At 60.4% G+C, this 20214-nt stretch carries 19 protein-coding genes; 12 read left to right on the top strand and 7 right to left on the bottom strand.

Annotated elements, in window-relative coordinates; genetic code table 11:
* Nucleotides 1–34: 34 nt before the first annotated feature.
* Nucleotides 35–415 carry an EVE domain-containing protein gene (locus HDF09_RS12380; RefSeq protein WP_183766689.1) on the top strand — a complete coding sequence of 127 codons (381 nt, stop codon included), beginning with the start codon at nt 35–37 and terminating at the stop codon, nt 413–415.
* A gap of 92 nt (nt 416–507) precedes the next feature.
* Nucleotides 508–1731, top strand: coding sequence for a GGDEF domain-containing protein (locus tag HDF09_RS12375; RefSeq protein ID WP_183766687.1), 1224 nt, complete (start codon nt 508–510; stop codon nt 1729–1731).
* Between the two features lie 35 nt (nt 1732–1766).
* Here the strand turns inward: HDF09_RS12375 and HDF09_RS12370 are convergent, their stop codons facing one another.
* A complete protein-coding gene (locus HDF09_RS12370; RefSeq protein ID WP_221270124.1) occupies nt 1767–3095 on the bottom strand; it encodes a Gfo/Idh/MocA family oxidoreductase in 1329 nt (442 codons plus the stop codon).
* A gap of 134 nt (nt 3096–3229) precedes the next feature.
* Here HDF09_RS12370 and HDF09_RS12365 point away from each other — a divergent pair, with 134 nt between their 5' ends.
* Both HDF09_RS12365 and HDF09_RS12360 read left to right on the top strand, forming a co-directional pair.
* Nucleotides 3230–3991: an enoyl-ACP reductase FabI gene (locus HDF09_RS12365; RefSeq protein WP_183766683.1), complete on the top strand. Its 762-nt coding sequence runs from the start codon at nt 3230–3232 to the stop codon at nt 3989–3991.
* Between the two features lie 157 nt (nt 3992–4148).
* Entirely contained in the window at nt 4149–4658 is a 510-nt protein-coding gene (locus HDF09_RS12360) for a DinB family protein (protein ID WP_183766681.1), read from the top strand.
* A 22-nt stretch (nt 4659–4680) separates the two neighbouring features.
* Here HDF09_RS12360 and HDF09_RS12355 read toward each other — a convergent pair whose 3' ends face one another.
* Nucleotides 4681–6021, bottom strand: a complete 1341-nt coding sequence (locus tag HDF09_RS12355) for a metal-dependent hydrolase family protein (RefSeq protein WP_183766679.1) — start codon at nt 6019–6021, stop codon at nt 4681–4683.
* Between the two features lie 96 nt (nt 6022–6117).
* Between HDF09_RS12355 and HDF09_RS12350 the strand changes: the two genes are divergently transcribed.
* The gene (locus tag HDF09_RS12350; RefSeq protein WP_183766677.1) at nt 6118–7521 is read left to right on the top strand and encodes an amidohydrolase family protein; all 1404 of its coding nucleotides are present in this window, start codon (nt 6118–6120) and stop codon (nt 7519–7521) included.
* 126 nt (nt 7522–7647) lie between these two features.
* Here the strand turns inward: HDF09_RS12350 and HDF09_RS12345 are convergent, their stop codons facing one another.
* The gene (locus HDF09_RS12345; protein WP_183766675.1) at nt 7648–9477 is read right to left on the bottom strand and encodes an ABC-F family ATP-binding cassette domain-containing protein; all 1830 of its coding nucleotides are present in this window, start codon (nt 9475–9477) and stop codon (nt 7648–7650) included.
* Between the two features lie 51 nt (nt 9478–9528).
* Here HDF09_RS12345 and HDF09_RS12340 point away from each other — a divergent pair, with 51 nt between their 5' ends.
* The gene (locus HDF09_RS12340; protein WP_183766673.1) at nt 9529–10185 is read left to right on the top strand and encodes a hypothetical protein; all 657 of its coding nucleotides are present in this window, start codon (nt 9529–9531) and stop codon (nt 10183–10185) included.
* 26 nt (nt 10186–10211) lie between these two features.
* Here the strand turns inward: HDF09_RS12340 and HDF09_RS12335 are convergent, their stop codons facing one another.
* Complete coding sequence (locus tag HDF09_RS12335; RefSeq protein ID WP_183766671.1) at nt 10212–10520, bottom strand: hypothetical protein; 309 nt, start codon at nt 10518–10520, stop codon at nt 10212–10214.
* Between the two features lie 230 nt (nt 10521–10750).
* Nucleotides 10751–12394 carry a bacillithiol biosynthesis cysteine-adding enzyme BshC gene (gene bshC / locus HDF09_RS12330; RefSeq protein ID WP_183766669.1) on the bottom strand — a complete coding sequence of 548 codons (1644 nt, stop codon included), beginning with the start codon at nt 12392–12394 and terminating at the stop codon, nt 10751–10753.
* A 116-nt stretch (nt 12395–12510) separates the two neighbouring features.
* Here bshC and HDF09_RS12325 point away from each other — a divergent pair, with 116 nt between their 5' ends.
* From HDF09_RS12325 to HDF09_RS12305, 5 genes are all read left to right on the top strand, one after another.
* A complete protein-coding gene (locus HDF09_RS12325) occupies nt 12511–13182 on the top strand; it encodes an NUDIX hydrolase (protein WP_183766667.1) in 672 nt (223 codons plus the stop codon).
* Nucleotides 13183–13497: 315 nt separating this feature from the next.
* On the top strand, nt 13498–13740 hold the full coding sequence (locus tag HDF09_RS12320; protein WP_183766665.1) for a cold shock domain-containing protein: 243 nt from the start codon (nt 13498–13500) through the stop codon (nt 13738–13740).
* Between the two features lie 124 nt (nt 13741–13864).
* Complete coding sequence (locus HDF09_RS12315; RefSeq protein WP_183766663.1) at nt 13865–15670, top strand: DNA polymerase/3'-5' exonuclease PolX; 1806 nt, start codon at nt 13865–13867, stop codon at nt 15668–15670.
* A 75-nt stretch (nt 15671–15745) separates the two neighbouring features.
* On the top strand, nt 15746–16468 hold the full coding sequence (locus HDF09_RS12310; protein WP_183766661.1) for a hypothetical protein: 723 nt from the start codon (nt 15746–15748) through the stop codon (nt 16466–16468).
* 219 nt (nt 16469–16687) lie between these two features.
* The gene (locus HDF09_RS12305; protein WP_183766659.1) at nt 16688–18010 is read left to right on the top strand and encodes an MFS transporter; all 1323 of its coding nucleotides are present in this window, start codon (nt 16688–16690) and stop codon (nt 18008–18010) included.
* Between the two features lie 83 nt (nt 18011–18093).
* On the opposite strand, the gene HDF09_RS12300 is transcribed toward HDF09_RS12305, so the two are convergent.
* A complete protein-coding gene (locus HDF09_RS12300) occupies nt 18094–18471 on the bottom strand; it encodes an RrF2 family transcriptional regulator (protein ID WP_183766657.1) in 378 nt (125 codons plus the stop codon).
* Between the two features lie 90 nt (nt 18472–18561).
* Between HDF09_RS12300 and HDF09_RS12295 the strand changes: the two genes are divergently transcribed.
* Nucleotides 18562–19356, top strand: a complete 795-nt coding sequence (locus tag HDF09_RS12295; RefSeq protein WP_183766655.1) for a TIGR00282 family metallophosphoesterase — start codon at nt 18562–18564, stop codon at nt 19354–19356.
* Between the two features lie 92 nt (nt 19357–19448).
* On the opposite strand, the gene HDF09_RS12290 is transcribed toward HDF09_RS12295, so the two are convergent.
* The gene (locus HDF09_RS12290; RefSeq protein WP_260181250.1) at nt 19449–20030 is read right to left on the bottom strand and encodes a DinB family protein; all 582 of its coding nucleotides are present in this window, start codon (nt 20028–20030) and stop codon (nt 19449–19451) included.
* Nucleotides 20031–20214: the final 184 nt, after the last annotated feature.

Here is a 20214-nt window from a genome sequence, read left to right as displayed (position 1 = left end):
ACACCCTACCCCCTACTCCCTATACCCTGTCCCTATGCCCTACCTGCTCAAAACCGAACCCACCAAATACTCCTTCGAAGACCTCGAGCGCGACGGCGAGACCACCTGGGACGGCATCTCCAACAACCAGGCCCTCCTCAACCTGCGCGGCATGAAGAAGGGCGACAAGCTCGTCATCTACCACTCCGTCGTCGGCAAAGCAGCCGTAGGCACAGCGAAGGTCGTCTCCGTCGACGCCACCGACCCCAAAAATCCCCAGGTCCGCATCCAGCCCGTCAAGCGCCTCAAAACAGAAAAATCCCTCGACGCCATCCGCACTGCCGCCGTCTTCAAAGACTCCATCATGTTCCGCCAGTTTCGCCTCTCCGTCGTCCCACTCACCGACGCCCAGTACGACTGGCTCACCGCCTCCTGATTCGAGTTGCGGTAAATTACTTCCTGAATCACCTAAGGTTCTTTTGCTTCTGACATCTCTGCGCTTACAATCCCCACACAAGGCTGCAAGGAATGTCCTTTATCGCATCGATAGATGTCGGCACTCTTCTCGGCTGTCAGATCGTTTTGACGCTGGTATATGCGATCGTCTTTTTCTGCATGAAGTCCATCTATCCTTATCTGCGCGGCGCAGGCGCCGTCGCCCTTGCCTTCTTTGCGGCAACTATCTCCAACATCCTTCTCCTGCTGTCCGGCTCCATACCGGCTTTCTTCTCGATTGGTCTCGCCCATTGCCTCCTGCTCTCTGCATTCGTCCTGTTCTACACTGGCGTCCTCCACTTCTTTAAGAGTCCTCGCACGATTCGCTACGCCTGGGCCCTCACCTATATCACGTCTGCCCTGATCTTCTATCTGGTCCTATCGCACGACCACACCAGGACCCTCTCCTACATCATTGCCGTCAGTTTTTTTCTGGTGCGCGGAGTTATCGCACTCGAAATACTCCGGCACTCAACCGACAGGATCTTCCTGAAGATCTTCGCCTTTCTCATGGCAGCCTATGCCATCTTCGCCTTGAATCGCGTCATCTTCCTGCTGATCTACGCCGCCCCGCCAAACCCGGCACAGCGAAATTTTCTGCAAACCGTCTCCGTCCTGTTCAGCGTCTCCTTTGCCTTCCTCATTGGCCTCTCCTTCCTGCTCATGCTCTGCGGCGACCTCCTCACCCTGGTCAAAGATGAGTCGGAACGGGACCTGCTCTCCGGCGTCCTCAACCGCCGTGGCATTGAGCAAAGACTCGACACCGAACTCAAGCGCGCCGAGCGCGGCGGCCACAACCTGTCCATAGCCCTCATCGACATCGACCACTTCAAAACCATCAACGACTACGCCGGACACGCAGCCGGCGACACCGCCCTCCGCGACGTCGTCTCCGCCATCTCCAGCCGTATGCGCGCCTATGACTCCCTCGGCCGCTTCGGCGGCGACGAATTTCTCCTCATCTTTCCCAACACCTCCTCTGCCGACGCCCTCATCGTCTCCTCCCGGATCAAACAGTCGGTACGCGAGCTCTCCAGCCCCGGCGCAGAACTTTCGCTCACCATCAGCATCGGCCTCACCCAGGCCGCTCCAGGCGAACTCGCGGGCCCATTCCTCGCCCGCGCCGACAAGGCCCTCTACAACGCCAAAAATGCCGGCCGGAACTGCTGCCGCATCCTCCTTCACGGGACAGATGCCGAAGCCGGTTCCGAGCGCGTCATCCTCCCCCCAAGTCGCAGCAACCTCCTGCAGCAATAGCTCTCGTCCACGCCGACTGCTATCCGGCTCACTGCCTAAGCCTTCTTCAGAATCACCTTCTTCTCAAAATAAGAAGCATTCGCCATATGGCAGGCCGCCGCCGCATGGTGTCCAAACACCACATCCTCCGCCACCGGCTTCCGCGACCGCACCGCATCGAAGAACGTCGCCAGGTGCGGCCGCAGATCATCCCACGACGGCCCCTTCCACATCATCGTGTCATCCAGCGGATGCTCCGCCAGAAACGCATCGTGCTCCGCATGCCACTGCTTCTCATACTGCGCATGCATCGCCGCCGGAAACCCATTGATCCCATACGCCGGCGACCGATCCACCCCCAGCTGAGGAATCAACGTAACCGTATTGCTGTTCGAAATCTCGATCACGCCCTTCGGCCCCATCACCCGCGTCACCTCCGGCGTCTCCGTCCCCAGCGTCAGCCGCACCGTAACCGCAACATCGCCATACTCAAACTCCGTCACCATTAGGTCCGGCATATTCCGCCCATCCTTCCAGCGATATATCCCCCCAATCGAATAAGCCCGATCAGGAATTGCATTAATTCCAGTTACAAATTGCATACCGCTCAGCAGATGCACCATCAGGTCTCCCGCCATCCCCGTCCCGTACTCATGGAACGCACGCCACCGCGCAAACGCAATCGGATCGAACGCCTTCTTAGGCGCAGTCCCCTCCCACGTCGCCCAGTCCAGCGTCTCCGGCGACAGATCCAGCGGCGGCGGATACACCCACGCCCCACCCGGCGAGTTCCTCCCCAGTTGCAACTCCACCTGGTGCACCTCGCCAATCGCGCCCGAGTCATACAACTCCTTCGCCTTCGCAAACACCTTCGAACTCACCCTCTGCGAACCCACTTGCACAAAGTTCTTGCTCCCCTTCACCACCTCCACCATCTCCTCGCCCTCAGCGATGGTGTGCGACATCGGCTTCTCGCAGTGCACGTCCTTCCCGGCACGAATCGCATCCACCGTGATCTGCTTATGCCAGTGATCCGGCACCGCAACAATCACCGCCTCGATATTCTTGTCCTCCAGAATCTCCTGATACCGTCGCGTCGTCTTGATGTTCGGTCCAGCAATCTCCTTCGCAAGCGTATGTCGCCCGTCATACAGATCGCACGCGGCAACGCACTGCGCCTGCGGCAGACTCACCGCGTTCCTGAGCAGCTGGGACCCCTGAATCCCCACCCCAATGCTTGCAAACCGTACCCGGTCCCCATTCGCCACCGGCTGCGCCTGCTCCTGCCCAAGCACCACCGCACCGGGCGACACACCCGGCAACGCCGCCGCCATAGCCAACCCGCTCCCCGTCTGCAAAAACCGCCTGCGCGAAAACTCCGACATCAAAATATCCTCCTCAACCAGCGCCTCCACTATAGAAGAATCAGCTGTCCTCTCGCGCAGCTCTCATCCTGCTATCCTTTCTGTTGGGCCGCGCATCCACCGCCCAAGCCGTCTCGAAAGGATCACCGAGCATCATGATTGACCTCAAAGGCAAAGTAGCCGTCGTCTTCGGCCTCGCCAACAAACGCAGCATCGCCTGGGGCGTAGCCCAGAAGCTCTTTGAAGCCGGCGCCACCCTCGCCATCTGCTACCAGAACGAGCGCCTCCAGCGCGAAGCCGAAGAGCTCGCCGCCGATCTGCCCGGAACCAAGACCTTCCGCTGCGACGTCTCCATCGACGCCGACATCGACGGTGTCATCAACCAGCTCAAATCCGCCTACGGCAAGATCGACATCCTCGTCCACTCCATCGGTTTTGCCCCGAACATCAAGAACAACGTCCTCAACACCACCCGCGAAGACTTCCGCATCGCGCACGACATCAGCGTCTACTCCCTCATCGCCCTCGCCCGCGCCGCCGAGCCTCTCATGGCCGAAGGCAGCTCCATCCTCACCCTCACCTACTACGGCGCAGAAAAAGTCTTCCCCAACTACAACATCATGGGTGTCGCCAAGGCCGGACTCGAAGCCGCCGTCCGCTACCTCGCCTCCGATCTCGGAGCAAAAAAAATCCGTGTCAACGCCATCTCCGCCGGCCCCATCAAGACCCTCGCCGCCCGCGGCATCAGCGACTTCACCAGCATCCTCACCGCAGTCGAACAGCGCGCCCCACTCCATCGCAACGTCGACGCCTTAGAAGTCGGCAACACTGCCCTCTTCCTCTCGAGCCCCCTCGCCAGCGGCATCACCGGCGAAATCACCTTCGTAGACTGCGGCTTCAACATCACCGGCCTCTAGCTTCCTCCCAAATAACACCACCGTCATCTCGACCGAAGCAGCTCACAGTCTTATCGTGAGTTGCGCAGTGGAGAGACCCCCGCATTTCGCCTTTGCTTTTCATCTTCCACTCCACTCTTTTCGAGTATCCTTCACTCGTCATCAAAAAGGAGCCAACATGACCATCGCTGAAATTCTCCTCCAGGACTTCGACACCGAGATCTCCAACACCCGCCGCACCCTCGAGCGCGTCCCCGAAGGCAAGAACGACTGGAAGTGTCACGACAAGTCCATGGTCCTCGGCAAGCTCGCCATGCACTGCGCCACCCTGCCCCTCTTCGGCTCCTACATCATCCTCGACGACGACATGGACATGGCCGCCCCAAAACGTCCCCACGTCCCGCTCGAGTTCACCACCACCGCAAATGCATTGCAAAACCTGGACGAGAGCGCCGCCGCCTGCCGCAAGGCCATCGCCGCATCCTCCGACGAAGACCTCGCCAAACTCTGGAAGTTCAGCTACGGCGACCAGATCATCTCGAACAAACCCCGCTCGCTCACCTTCCGCCAGATGTGTTTCAACCACCTCATCCACCACACCGCGCAGCTAGGCGTCTATCTCCGCCTCAACGACATCCCCGTCCCCGCACTCTACGGCCCCTCCGCCGACGAGCAGTGGTCAGCCTGAGAGCAAGCCCTCAGGCTGCACCTCAAGGCCGCTTGTAAACCACCCCGTTCTTCATCACAAACGAAACCTTCGTAGTCGCCGAAATATCCACCAGCGGATCTCCCGGCACCGCGATCACGTCCGCAAAGTATCCAGCCTTCAACTCCCCAATCTTTCCCGCCCAACCCAGTAGCCTCGCACCATTCAACAGATCCGCCTGCAACACCGCAGCCGGCTTCATGCCAAACTCCACCATCAACTCCAGCTCACGCGCCTGAGTCCCATGCGGAAACGGCCCCACATCGCTCCCCACCACCATCGGCACTCCCGCCGCCAGCTGCTTCTTGAACTCCGCCGCATGGTAGGTCTGCTCCGTGCGATCCCACTCCGCCCGCGCCGGAGTAGCCGCATGTTCCGCAAAGTACTCCGCAATCGCAAACGTCGGCACTGCATAAATCTGCTTCTCCTTCATCGCCTTCATCGTCGCATCGCTCAACTGATACGCATGATCCACCGAAGCCACGCCCGCCGCCACCGCAAACCCCGTCCCCGGCTCCCCCGTGGCATGCACTGCAACCCCACGCCCAGAACCCGCACCACCGCCCGTCCGCTCGGCCTCTTTCACCGCCGCTGCAAGCTCCGCCTCCGTGTACTGATACGGTGTCTCAAACCCGCCATCATGAAACAAATCCCTGCCCGTCTCATACACCTTCGTAAAGTCCGCCCCACCCTTCCGCTGCTCCCGCATCACCTTCACAATCTCCTCACTCGAATCCGCATAGTCCGCATTCGAGAGCACCCTCTGCGCCGGGTTATACCCGATCGCATCCTCATGCCCACCCGTCAAATCAATCGCATTGCAGCTCATCCGCATCCGCGGCCCCGGAATCAACCCGGAGTTGATCGCATTCCGCACCGCAACGTCCGCACAGCCCGCGCCTTCGGTGCCCATATCGCGCTCAGCGGTAAACCCCGCCATCAGATCCGCCTTCGCCGCGCCCGCCGCGATCAAAGTCCGCTCCGGCACACTCTCCTGCACCGTCTGCAGATCTTCCGCCCCCGGATGCAGAAACAGATGCACATGCGCATCAATCAACCCCGGCATCAACGTCGCGTCCCCCAAATCAATCATCTCCGCGCCAGCAGGCCGCTCCACCTGCGGACCCACCGCAACAATCCTCTCTCCTTCCACCAGCACCTCACCCGGAGCCACCAACTTCCCCGCAGCCACATCCAGCATCCGAGCCGCATGCAGCACCACCACATGCTTAGCTGGCGCCGCATCCTGCGCCAAGCAAATCGCCGACGCCGCAAAACCAGCAACCAACCCGCATCCAAGCCCACCGACAAGCCCACCGACAAGCCCACAAAGAAGTTTTTTCATAGTTCCAGCAGCATACCGCACACTCGCAAACAACCCACCCCCCGCCACGCAGCACTTTCCAATTGACTTGACAATCCATCCACGCTAAACACAACCATGCCCCCTCATCTTCCAGTCCTCCTTCGCCGGACACTCGTCCTCGTCACAATCCTCATCTCCCCCGCATTCGCCGCGAATCCCAAACTCATCATCCGCAACGCCCGCATCATGACCATGGCCGCCAACCAGCGCGAACCCATCAACGGCTATCTCTCCATCGCACCAGACGGCACCATCCTGGCCGTCGCCGCCGGAGAACCGCCCGCAACTCTCCACGCCGACAAGATCATCGACGCCCACGGCGACCTCATGATCCCCGGCTTCATCTCCGCGCACAGCCACCTCTGGCAGGCAGCCTACCGAGGTCTCGCCGCCGACAAGACCCTGCCCGGCTGGATCGACGATCTCTACGGAGTCCACGCCTCCAAAGCCTCCCCGGAAGATATGTACTGGTTCGCTCTCCTCGGCTCGCTCGACCACCTCGAGCACGGCATCACCACCGCCTACAACTTCACCTACGGTGGCCGAGCCAAAACCGCCGAGTTGAACAATCAGTTCGAAGAAGCCCAGTTCCGCGGGGCAGCCGAGTCCGGCATCCGCTTCGTGCACAGCTACGGCCCCGACCGCATGTCTCCCGCCATCACCATCGACCAGGCCCGCACACGCCTCAAGACCTTCCTCGACTGGACCGCCAATCAACCACCCGACCCCCGCTTCCTCAGCGTCATGATCAGCGGCATGACCGCCTTCAACAACACCTACCAGCAGTCCGTCATGGAAGCCGCCATGATGAAGGAGTTCCACCTCGGCAACCAAACCCACTACATTGAAGCGCCCGACGACCAAGGCGAACAGCGTTCCAAATTCCGCTGGCTCATGGACAGCGGCCTGCTCACCAACCAGCTCATCTTCGGCCACTTCATTCACACCGACGACTTCATCCTCCAGCAGACCTCTCAGGCCGGAGCCTCCATGTCGTGGAACCCGCTCTCGAACGGCCGCCTCGCCTCAGGTGTCGCCGATATACCGAAGTACCTCAAGATGGGCATCCGCGTCGGCATGGGCGTCGATGGCGAAGCCAGCGCCGACCTCGCCGACCCCTTCGAAAACATGCGCACCGGCCTCTACGCCATCCACGACAAGTACGAAGACGCCACCATCATGAGCCCCTACCAGGTCCTCTGGCTCCACACCATGGGCTCAGCCGACGTCCTCAACGTCAAAGACAAACTAGGCTCCCTCGAACCCGGCAAGTTCGCCGACCTCCTCCTCATCAACCCGAAGCGTCTCGGCGTCTCCCTCGAAGACCCCTACGCCAACCTCGTCCTCATCGCAGCCGAACGCGACATCGACAGCGTCTACGTCGGTGGCGAGCTCATGGTCGAGCACAATCAACTCCTCCACCACGACCTGGACAAAGTGCAATCAGAATCCAACCGCCGAGTCCTCGCGCAACACTAACGCCTATCCACTAAAGCCCCACCGTCGACGAAGCCGGGTGCCCCATACATCGAACTTGATGTATGGGCATCGGGCGAAGCCCGACCGCTCTCCTCCACCAACCAACATACCCGCAACAAGGAAGACCTACCCAACCTTCTCCGTCAACTCTGCCCACCGCGCATACAACCCATCTGCTTCCTCCTGCGCCGCCTCCATCTCCGCCAGCGCGGCCGTCAACCGCCCCGCATCTACTGCCACCGCCGGATCTTCAATCATCTCCCGAGCCTTCTGCAGCCGATCCTCCGCCGCCTCCACCGCTGCCTCAATCCCCGCGTACTCACGAGCCTCCAGATAAGAAAGCTTCTTCTTCCCACCCGAATTCGAAGCCCCATTCGAAGCGCTCGTTGCAGCCGCCGGCAAAACCGCAACCCCCGCAGCCCCCGGAGCGATCGCCTCCTCCACCTTCACACCCCGCCACTGCTCCCACTGCGAGTAGTCCGCAAACATCTCCGAACCACCCCGCCCATCCAGCCCCAGCACAATCGTCGATACCCGATCCAACATGTAACGATCATGGGTCACTAATACCAACGCGCCCGTGTACTCGAGCAAACTCTCCTCCAGAATCTCCAGCGTCGCAATATCCAGATCGTTCGTCGGCTCATCCAGCAGCAGCAAATCCGCAGGCTCCAACATCAACTTCGCGATCAATACACGAGCCCGCTCGCCGCCACTCAGCCTCTCTACCGGCTGGTTCAGCTGCTCACTCGTAAACAAAAACTTCGTAGCATAACTCGCCACATGCACCACGCGTCCCTGATAAACAACCGAGTCCGAATCCGGAGCCAGCGCCCGTCGCAGCGTCACGCCCTCCTCCAGCTCACGCATCTGGCTGAAGTAGACAATCTTCAGCGAAGCCGCCTTCTTGATCGTCCCCTGCGAAGGCTCCAGCTCACCAGTCAGCAACCGCAGCAGCGTAGTCTTTCCGCTCCCATTCGGCCCCACCAGACCCACGCGCATCCCGGAGGTCACCAGAAAATTCAACCCCTCCACAATCTTCCGATCCCCCAGCACAACCGAGACATCCTCCAACTCCACCAGCCTCTTCGTCTGCCGATCCGTCGCCGAAAAATCAATCCCCGCGCTAGAAGTCTGCACTCGCGAATTCACTTCCTTCAACTGCCCAATCAGATCCTGCGCATTATCGATCCGCGCCTTGGCCTTCGTACTCCTCGCCTTCGGTCCGCGCCGCAGCCAGTCCACCTCAATCTTCACGCGATTCTTCAGCGCATCCTGCAGCTTGCTCTGCGCCTCCATATACGCCTGCTTGCCCTCAATAAACTTCGAGTAACTCCCCTTCACCCGCAGTAGCCCCTCGGCATACACGCGATTCAGTTCGACTATCTCTGTCGCAACATTCTCAAGAAAATAACGATCATGGCTGATAAGCACACAAGCAAAACTACCCTCATTCAGCAGCTCCTCCAGCCACGCAATCCCGGCTAAATCCAGATGGTTCGTCGGCTCATCCAGCAGCAGCACATCCGGATGCGTCACCACCGCCTCCGCAATCGCCAGCCGCTTCCGCCACCCACCGCTCAGCCGCGCCGCCTCCGCATCAAGACTCGGAAACCCCGTCCGCCCCGAAGTCTCCCGCAGCCGTCCTTCATGTTCTCCTTCGGACACCTTCGCCCGCACCAGCGCAGCCTCCAGCACCTCACGCACCGTCACCCCTGGCGCAAACACCGACTCCTGCGCCACGTATCCCACCCGAGCCCGCTTCCGCACCGCAACGTCACCGGCATCGGCGTCTTCATCCCCCGCCAGCACCTTCAACAGCGTAGACTTCCCCGCGCCATTAGGCCCAATCAGCCCAATGCGATCTCCATCCGAAACAGTAAAACTGATCTCACGAAACAAAGGCGTAGCGCCAAAGGCCTTAGTCAAACCCTGCGCATTTAAGATTGGTGGCATTTCTCTAGTGTAAATTGCATTACTGCCACCGTTGCCTCGAGGTGAACTACGATGAGCTTTTACCGCTGGACGTCCATCCTTTTCTTGCTTGCCGCGATCTCCGTCTCAAGCAAATCGCACAAGATCTTCGCCAGCGCCTTGCCGCCTAATGTCCACGCCTCTTCCTCGGTAAATGGACGGTTTCTCGTTGTGGCTGAATGGGAATACGAGAACCCAAACGATAAACTTCGAAGAATTCGACGGACCACCTACAAAATCATGGAAACGGAGAGTTTCATCAATAGCAAAGACCGCCTAACCTCTCCTGTAAAGTTCTGGTCAGATTCAGCATGGAGTTGGGAGGTCACCCTTGAAGGGCTCGAAGGAAAGCGGATTTTCTGGCCGATGATCAGCGATGATGGAAAATCGCTCATTCTCATAGCTGTCACTGCGCCTATCCCTGGACAACCAGTGCTTGAGATTTATCAGAGAAATGACCACAAGGGGCAACTCATCCGTAGCTATCAGATCACCGATCTTTGGACTCCAAAACAGGTTGATCCTGATGGAAGAGGTTTGTTTATCTTTACTGACGCCACTCCCGAATGGTTTGCCGGCGCAATCCTTTCATTCTCATCTGATGGCCAACAGTTGATCTATCGCAATCAATGGAACGAGGTTCTAAGGATCAGAGTCGACGACGGCGTGATCTCGCGAAGCAATCGTTGAAACTTCTCCTTCGTAGTCTTCTAAAATTAATCCAGATCAAAATCCCTCAACGGCCGATCCGTCAGCGGAGTCTCCTTCGCCTTCTTCACCGCCTCGGCAAACTTCTTCGCCATCACATCATCCTTGTTCTTCTGCGCATCCACGCTCTGCTGAAAGATCGAATCCCTCCGCGCATCCGCCTCGCGCAACGCCTTCGCCGCCTCGCCAAAGTCCTCGAACATCTTCTTTTTCGGAGCAGACGTATGCGCAATCACCGATCGCGTCACCGGATCCACCTTCAACATCGCCCCACAATCCGGACACATCACCTCAAACGGCTGATCACTCAATCCCATCGCAACACCTCACCCACCCATTCTAAAACCGCCAACAAAAACCCGTTAGCATTCTGTCTCTCGCTCGATCGACAGAACCGGTCTACCGACAGTGTCTGTCAAGCTGACGTCTTCGCATCTGGGTACCCCACGGCTTCAGCCTTGGGTCTCTCAGCCCACCAAAGATACCGGGCTTTAGCCCCTGGGGTATGCTTTCCTGCAGTTCACCGACAAGGCTTCAAAAAAATCCATCAAAGCCGCACCACCACATGCCCCGGACACTGATTCCCCGCCACCCCCACCAACTTCTCCACCAACCCATCCCCATACCGCGCCATAAACCAAACTCCCGCCACCACCCTCTCCTGCGGATGCCCCCCCGGAAACACATTCAGCACAATTGCCTCCGCATGCTTCCGCAGACTCGCCTCCTTCTGCAGCTCAAACGTAGCCGCCATCCTCCGCAGCCTGTTCATCTGGTACCGCATCTTCGAACCCGAAACCTCCGCCGACCGCCCCAGCGACTCATCCATCCCCGCAAGGTACTCCGTCAGCGCATTCAACTCTGTCTCCACCGCATTCCCAACAGCCGCAATCTTGCGCTTCCCCTCAATCGGCATCGCCCGCGCACCCAGCCTCTGCGCCAGCGCCTCCGCCGTCGTCATCGCATCCGGCAACTGGACCTCATCCTTATCCATCACGGTCGCAATCGCCGGCTCCAGCAGCGTCGCGCTCAACCGCGGGAGCACCGGCGTGATCCGACCCATTCCGAAGATCGCTTCATACAAAACCGCACTCTGCGCAAAGTAAGCGATCTCCGCCGGCCCACCCACATAGGCCGCCGTCGGCAGCAACGTATCCTGAAACACCGGCCGCAGCAGCGCATTCGGGCTCAACCTCTCCGGCGTCGTCTCCAGAATCGCAATCAACTCCGCCGTCGAATAACTCCGCCCCCCAGCCTTCCACTGAGCATCCCCATCAACCGACGCACTGCGCCGCAGAGCCACCCGCTCTCCCGTCGCCTCATCCAGCAGAAACAACATCGACCCGCCCTCGGCCACCAGCACCTGCGCATGATACCCACGCGCCACCAGCTCCTCACCCCGAGCAATCAAAGCATCCTGCAACTCCGCCGCATGTTCGATCGCATAGCGCAGCGTGCTCGCCCCCAGCGCATGAAACTCCCGCGACGCCGCATCCATCACCACCAGCCCCTGCTCCGCAAAGATCTTCGCCATCAATCGCCCGAAGGCCAGCGCCAACGAAGGCCGCCTCCCGCCCTCAGGCCCATAACACTCTCGCAGCCACTCGCTCACCGGAGCGAACTCCAGCAGCTCACTCGCCCGCTCCAGCACCGCCTCCAGCTCAGGCCCCGGAACCACCCCACCCACCGGCACCGCCCTCGCCACCTTCAACCCAGCGCGCAGCGTCTCCACCGAACTCTTCGTCAGCAGGGAAACCTGATCTACCTCTTCCAGATCATGGTCCTCCGTCGCCATCCAGAACACCGGCACATGCTCGACGCCCGTTGCCTTCGTAGCCTCCTTCGCCCGCGCCACCGCCGTAGCCGCCTTCAAAATCGTCAACAGCGGCCCACCGAACAGCACCACCTGCTGCCCCGTCACCACCGCCCGCGCCCCTGCGCGCAACTTCGCAATATTCGCCTTCGCGGCGTCCCCCGCACCAAACTCAACCGCCTGCTTCTCCAACAGATCCGCCAACGCTCCGGCATCCTTCACCGGCTCGCCCCTTCCGATCCATCTCCCCGTAAACGGCTCTGCACCATACCACCGCCGAATCGCAGAGTCCCCGGCGCTCTCCGCCATCGCAAGATAGTCGCGATAGATCTGCGACACATGCGGCAACACCGTGATCGGAAAACACTCAACGCTCATGCAGACCTGTCCTCAGCCTCGTTCCCTAGGGCAACACGCAGCCCACAACATTTTTTCCGCGCATTCGGTTGGATGCCCGTCACCCAAGTCTAGATGCAGGATGATACTTTAGCCTCATGGCCGCAAAAAGAAAGCAGATAACCAAGCCGAGCGCCCCCCAGACCCAAGCCGCAAAACCAACAGCAGCAACCACCATCAAACCCGCGTCCGGCATCAAGCCCACATCCAGGTTCGCCAAGCCCAAACTCATCTCCTCCAAACTCACCTACAAAGGCAAAGTCTTCTCCGTCTTCACCGACAAGGTCGAAGAGCCCAGCGGCTTCGTCCACACCCGCGACGTCATCCGCCACAACGGCTCCGTCGTCATCCTCGCCGTCGACGAGTCAAAGAACCCCTCCGACCCCGAGATCATTCTTATCCGTCAGTTCCGCCACGCCGCCGGGCAGTTCCTCATCGAGCTCCCCGCCGGCCGCGTCGACGCCAACGAAGCCACCCTCGCCGCCGCCAAGCGCGAGATGATCGAAGAGACCGGCTACCGCGCCAAACGCTGGACCCTCCTCACCAAATACTTCGCCAGCCCCGGCTTCCTCGGCGAGTGGATGCAGATCTACCTCGCCCGCGACCTCCGCCAGGGCGCCTCCGCCCCCGAGCCCGACGAAAACATCGAGGTCTTCCGCCTCCCCCTCTCCGAAGCCCTCGCCCTCATCGCCGCCAATAAGATCCACGACGGCAAAACCCTCATCGGTCTCATGCTTTACGACTCAGCTCGTCGCGCTGGCCGCCTCTAAAAAACACCTCCCGCAAGCAAGCGTTCTGTCAAGCCTCCACCAGACATGACGCATATTTATTTAGAGGTTTTTACACTCTTTCATATCCCATCAAAGCCTCACACACGAACTCACCCTCCACTCCTATCCACATTACTTGGGTGCAAGTTCGTAACCAGACACGCCTGCCTCTCTCAAAAAACCCCAACGACAATTACCCCTCCGGAAAACTCCTCCTCCCCTCTTTGCGTCACATCTTCCAGATGGCGCTACCGTTGAAACGCTTTCAGTTCGCGGCGCACCATAGTACAGAACCAAAGAAAGGGAGTCGCTCCAGTGGCACAATACAAGGGCACGGTGAAGTGGTTTAACAACGCAAAAGGCTACGGCTTCCTGGGTCGCGACGGCGGGGCCGACGTCTTCGTCCACTACAGCTCCATCCAACGTGAGGGCTACAAGAGCCTCAAAGAGGGGGACGAGGTAGAGTTCGACATCATCCAGGGCACCAAGGGGCCTCAGGCCGATCAGGTAGCTCGTCTCAAAGAAGCGAGTCAGAGTCAAGCGAGTCAAAGTCAGTAGTGGTCTCTTCCTTTCAGGTCGGTGCAGTGGCTCGCACGACCAGCCCTGCTCGATCCCTGTAAGCCTCCTCCCAAATCTGTTGCATACTGACCTCAGTGGCCGCACGCGCCTCTGACGCTCTCCCATGGACAATATCTCGATCGCCCGCCTCCTCGACGAAACCGCCTCCCTCCTCGAGATCGACTCCGCCGACCCCTTCCGCATCCGCTCCTACCGCCGCGCCGCCGAAGCCGTCGAGCAGCAAACCACGCAGCTCTCCACCATCGCCGACGACCCCAAGCAGCTTCTCGCCATCGCCGGCATCGGCAAAGGCATGGTCGCCAACATCCAGGCCCTCCTCACCACCGGCACCATGCCTCTCCGCGAAGAGCTCCTGCAAAAGTACAAACCCACCATGCTCGAACTCCTCCGCCTCCCCGGCATGGGCCCCAAAACGGTAGCGCTCGTCTGGTCTGCCTGCCAGGTATGCGACATCGACGGCCTCGAAGCAGCCGCCAAAGCCGGCCATCTCACCAAGCTCCCCCGCATGGGCGAAAAGTTCGTCACCAAGCTCCTCAAAGGCATCGAAGACCACCGCAAAAACTCCAGCCGCTTCCGCATCGACAAGGCCCAGCAGCACGCCGACACCATCATCAACCTCATCCGAGCCTTCCCCGGCATCGACGAGATTATCCCCGCAGGCTCCCTCCGCCGCGGCCGCGAGACCGTAGGCGACCTCGACCTCCTCGCCACCGGCCCCGCCTGCGAACCCGACGTCGTCTCTGCGGCCGTCGAGCACGTCGCCGCTCTTCCCCTCATCGACAAGCTCATCGCCAAAGGTCAGAACAAAGTCTCCTTCACCCTCCGCAACAATCTCCAGGTCGACGTCCGCCTCCTCCCCCGCGCCAGCTACGGCGCCGCTCTCCAATACTTCACCGGCAGCAAGATGCACAACGTAGCCCTGCGCCAGCGCGCCATCAAACGCGGCCTCACCCTCAGCGAGTACGCACTCCTGCGTCTCGAAGACAACGTCATCGTAGCCGCCGCATCTGAAGCCGAGATCTACAACGCCCTCGACCTCGACTACATCCCACCCGAGCTCCGCGAGAACGGCGGCGAGCTCGAAGCCGCCGCAACCCACACGCTCCCGCAGCTCATCACCCTCGCCGACATTCGCGGCGACCTCCACATGCACACCGAGGCCACCGACGGCCGCGACACCATCCGCCAGATGGCCGAAGCCGCCCTCGCCCGCGGCCTCGCCTACATCGCCATCACCGACCACAGCAAAAACCTCGCCATGACCAACGGCCTCGACGACACGAGGGCCCTCGCCCACATCAAGCGCATCCGCGAGATCGACGCCGAGTTCGCCGAGGAGTTTGCCGCCGGCAACAAGTCGTCTGCTACTCCCTATTCCCTACACCCTACCCCCTCGCCCTTCCGCATCCTCCCCGGCATCGAAGTAGACATCCTCGCCGACGGAGCCCTCGACCTCGACGACTCCACCCTCGCCCAGATGGACATCGTCGTAGCCAGCATCCACTCCCACTTCAATCAACCCGCAGAAGAGATGACCGCCCGCGTCCTCCGCGCCATCGAGAACCCACACGTCCGCATCCTCGGCCATCCCACCGGCCGCAAGGTCCTCGGCCGCGAAGCCTACGCCATCAATATCGACACCATCTTAAAATCCGCCGCACAAAAAGGCGTAGCCGTCGAACACAATGCCAGCCCCGCCCGCGCCGACCTCAACGACCTCCACCTCCGCCTCGCCAAAAAACACAACTGCAAGATCGTCATCAACACCGACGCCCACGCCACCGAAGAGCTCGACCAGATGCGTTACGGCATCACCCAGCTCCGCCGCGCCTGGCTCACCCCCACCGACATCCTCAACACCCAGCCCACCGCCCAAGCCCTCCTCCAGCAACTCCGCCCCAAACCCTGAGACCGGGAACCAAACCACTCCCCCACCGTATCTAGCCTCAGCCGAAATAACATCTCTCAGCGACAGGAGCCTATCGTGCGCAAATCACTCTGCTACGCCCTCGCACTGATCCTTGCAACCACACTCACGGCGCACGCGGCTCAGACTGACACGCAATCGAACTCCCACTCCGACTCCATGAACTGCACCGAGTTCGACAAGCCCATCACCACGCACGACTACATCAGCGCCCCCTCTGACATCCTCCACCCCCACCACCTCGAACTCACTCGTCCCTTCGCCCCCAGTGGGAAATTAAAGCTCCACATCTGCCGCGCCGACCTGCGCATCAACACTCGGCCCGACGCCAAAGAGATCAAGCTCACCGTCAACCTCGACACCCAATCAGGCAGCTACACCGTCGCCGACTATATCCAGACCATCCGCGTCCAGCCAGACAAAGGCGTCATCAATCTCAACTTCCCCAAAGCCGCCCACGCAACCGTAACCGTCACCCTACCCATGGGTCAGAACTCCGAAAATGAGATCAACCTCGGCTACGGCGACCTCGACTTCAACGCAATCGGCAGTGCCGGCAACCGCGAGATCAACGTAGGCATGGGTCACATGCAACTCATCGTCGACAAAGACAAGAACTACTCCAAGATGGAAGTCAACGTAGGCATGGGCTCTCTCCACGACCACCGCCCCGGCGGCCACGACGGCCACATCGTCGTCAGCAAAGACTACGCAGGCACCGGCGCAGGCTCACTCCAGATCAACGTAGGCATGGGCTCGCTCGACATCCGCAACGACTAACTCCACATATCAAGCCCCCCCGGCCTCTCCGCCCGTACTCCAAACTGCTCCCGCGAAGCCTCGCAATTAAAACGCATAGCTTCTCCCGCCCTCTGGCTGCTATGCTTCCCCGCTGTGAGCCCACGCCCTGACATCTCGTCTCATCCGTCTGCTCCCGTCCAGCAAGCGCAGAACCCACCTCTCGCTGCGCTGCACCTTGAAGAACCTGCGAGGACCTCCATGAGAAAGCCTGAACGCAGCTTCTGGCAGATCTGGAATATGAGCTTCGGCTTCCTCGGCATTCAGTTCGGCTGGGGCCTCCAGATGGCCAACATGAGCGCCATCTACGAGTACCTCGGAGCCCGCGCCGATCAAATCCCCATCCTCTGGCTCGCCGCTCCCCTCACCGGCCTGCTCATCCAGCCCATCATCGGAAACGCCAGCGACCACACCTGGGGCCCTCTTGGCCGCCGCCGCCCCTACTTCCTCGTCGGAGCCATCCTCAGCTCCCTCATGCTCCTCTTCATGCCCAACTGCTCCAGCCTCTGGATGGCGGCAGGCATGCTCTGGATCCTCGATGCCTCCATCAACGTCAGCATGGAGCCCTTCCGCGCCTTCGTCGCCGACATCCTCCCCGAAGGACAGCGCACTCGCGGATTCGCCATGCAGAGCCTCTTCATCGGCCTCGGCGCCGTCATCGCCTCCGCACTTCCCTGGCTCCTCACCAACGTCTTCCACATGACCCAGGTCGTCGGCGACACCCGCGCCGTCCCCACCACCGTCCGCATCTCGTTCTACATCGGCGCGGTGGCCTATCTCGGCGCGGTCTTATGGACCATCTTCACCACGCCCGAATATCCCCCCGAGAACATGGAAGCATTTCGCCGCGCCAAAAAAGAGAAAGCCGGCCTGATCGCCGGCGCAAAGGAGATCCTCTCCGCAATCGCCCACACTCCGGAGACCATGCGCAGGCTCGGTCCCGTCCAGCTCTTCACCTGGCTCGGTCTCTTCTGCATGTGGCTCTACTTCCCCGTCGCCGTCGCCCACAACGTCTTCGGCGCGACAGACCCCGCCTCACCCCTCTACAAAGAAGGCATCGAGTGGGGAGGCATCTGCTTCGCAGCCTACTCTGCCGTCTGCTTCGCCTTCTCCTTCGCCCTGCCCTGGCTCGCCAAAAAAATCGGGAGAAAAAAGACCCACACCGCCTGCCTCCTCTGCGGAGCCATCGGCCTCATCTCCGTCGTCGTCATGCACAACAAGTACATGCTGCTCTTCACCATGCTCGGCGTAGGCATCGCCTGGGCCAGCACACTCTCCATGCCCTACGCAATGCTCGCCGCCACCCTCCCCCCGGAGCGCACCGGTGTCTACATGGGCATCTTCAACTTCTTCGTCGTCACGCCCGAAATCCTGGCCTCGCTCTTCTTCGGCTGGATCATGACTCACTTTCTCCACAACAACCGCATCTACGCCATCATCGCCGGTGGCCTCTGCATGCTCATCGCAGCCGCCCTCATGCAGCGAGTCACCGATCCCCGCACCCTCAGCGTTCAGGACATATAAACACAAGCAACGAACGAAAAAAATAACCAACAAACGCAGAAAAGCCCCGGCTCCCACCGAGGCTCTCTCCAAGTTCGAAACGACTACTTCGTCTTCTTCATCCGCTTCACCACCCCAGCCAGCGAGTGCTCATTCATCGCCGCCACCGCATCCCCGCGCACCTTCTTGATCCACGCGCCCACAGCCTTATCCTCGATGCTCAGCCAATCCCCGGCCGACGCCTCAAACACATCCCCCAAACCGATCTGCTTGGCCGGAAGCTTCAGCTTCGCGCCCCCGTGCGGCCCCTTCTTCTGTTCAATCAACCCCGCCTTATGCAGCAGCAGAAAAGACCTCCGCACCATCACGGCGCTCTCTTTCAGCTCCTCTGCAATCGCTGACGATGTATGCATTGCCCCCGGCTCGCTCGCCAGCACCGCCAAAATTCGCACGCTCAACTGAAACCGCCCGCTCTGTGCCATTCAAAAAAGCTACCACACCCAGCCGAGGATTCGCCGACTCATCCCCCATCCGCGAAAAATTCTCCACCCCACCCCATGTAAACTTCTTCAGTGAACATCCTTTTTGTCGGCGACGTCTTCGGCTCCGCCGGCCGCCACATCGTCCGCGAACACCTCCCCCACGTCCTCGAAACCAACGCCGTCGACCTCCTCGTCATCAATGGAGAGAACGCCGCCGGCGGCTTCGGCATCACCCCCTCCATCGCAGAAGAGCTCTTCGACCTCGGCGCCCACGTCATCACCACCGGCAACCACATCTGGGACAAGCGCGAGATCTTCGAGTACATGACCGTCCCCGCCGACTCCCACGTCCGCGGCCGCCGCGTCCTCCGCCCCGCCAACTACGCCGTCGGCACCCCCGGCTTCGGCCTCTACCAGGGCGAGCTCCCCACCGGCCAGACCTACGCCGTCATGAACCTCCAGTGCCGCGTCTTCATGTCCTCCTGCGACGACCCCTTCCGCAAAGCCGACGAACTCCTCAGCAAGATCACCGCCAAAGTCATCCTCCTCGACCTCCACGGCGAGGCCACCAGCGAAAAAGTAGCCCTAGGCTGGTATCTCGACGGCCGCATCACCGCCCTCCTCGGCACCCACACCCACATCCCCACCGCCGACGAGCGCATCCTCCCCAACGGCACTGCCTACCAGACCGACGTCGGTATGTCCGGCCCCTACGACTCCGTCATCGGCGTAGAAAAAGAGCTAGTCCTCGCCCGATTCCTCACCGGCATGCCCGGCAAGTTCGAACCCGCCAAGGGCAACCCAAAGATGTGCGCCGCCCTCATCAACTGCGACGGAGCCACCGGCCGCGCCCATCACATCCAGCGCATCATGCTAGGCGAATAGTCCCGCAGAAAACGAAGAGCCTCACAGAAAAAGAGCAGCCCGCAAAGGCTGCTCTTTGTTCCCGTCGTCTCTATCACTCCCGTTCAAAAAAACTACTTCCTGCTAGCCGGCGGCACAATCCCATTCATCCGCAGATACTCCACCAGCTGTCCATAGTGGTCCGACGCATGCGCCACCAATCCCCCCGCCAGGCTCGCCCGCGTATTGGTCCCCTTCACGCTCTCAAACGCATTCTGCGCAGTCAATGTCGCAACCGCCTTATGCGCAAACACGAATGAAGTCTTCAGCGCCGCCACTGCCGCATCCTTGTTCTTGATATCGGCCAGCGCCTTTACATCCACATCCGGCTTCATCCCACCCACCATGCTGCCGTAGTAATAGTTCGCCGACGCCACATGCAGCACCATCTGCCGAAACGTGCTCACCGTCGCATATTCGCTTCCCTGCCCCGCCACAAAGATCGCAGCACTCGGGGCAAAGTCGTACTTCTCCGCCGGCATCGCCTCGGCCAGCGGCACAAACTCCTTCTCAAAATCACTCAGCATCCCATCGAAGCTCTTCGCCGGCTCAATCATCGTTCCCGCCGCAATCTTCGGCCCCTTCGCATCCATCTGCGCCTGCACGCCCGTCACACAACAACCAGCCAGCGCCAACACCACAACCATCCGCTTCATCATCATCCTCCAATTTTATTGGCAACGTCGCGACCGCAGTCGCAGAGCCGCGCGCTAAGCCTATCAGGTTTCGTCCCCGCGTATGTCACAAACAAATTCACGCACACCGTTGGTCGGAATCTTAGTTCACGACCAACGGGAGTGCCGGGCGAAGCGGTATACAACTCACGAAGTGACGCGCGAA

The sequence above is a fragment of the Edaphobacter lichenicola genome, assembly GCF_014201315.1.
Classification (GTDB): Bacteria; Acidobacteriota; Terriglobia; order Terriglobales; family Acidobacteriaceae; genus Edaphobacter; species Edaphobacter lichenicola_B.
Note: the sequence above shows the minus strand (reverse complement) of the source record. Positions and strands in the feature narration are given on the sequence as shown.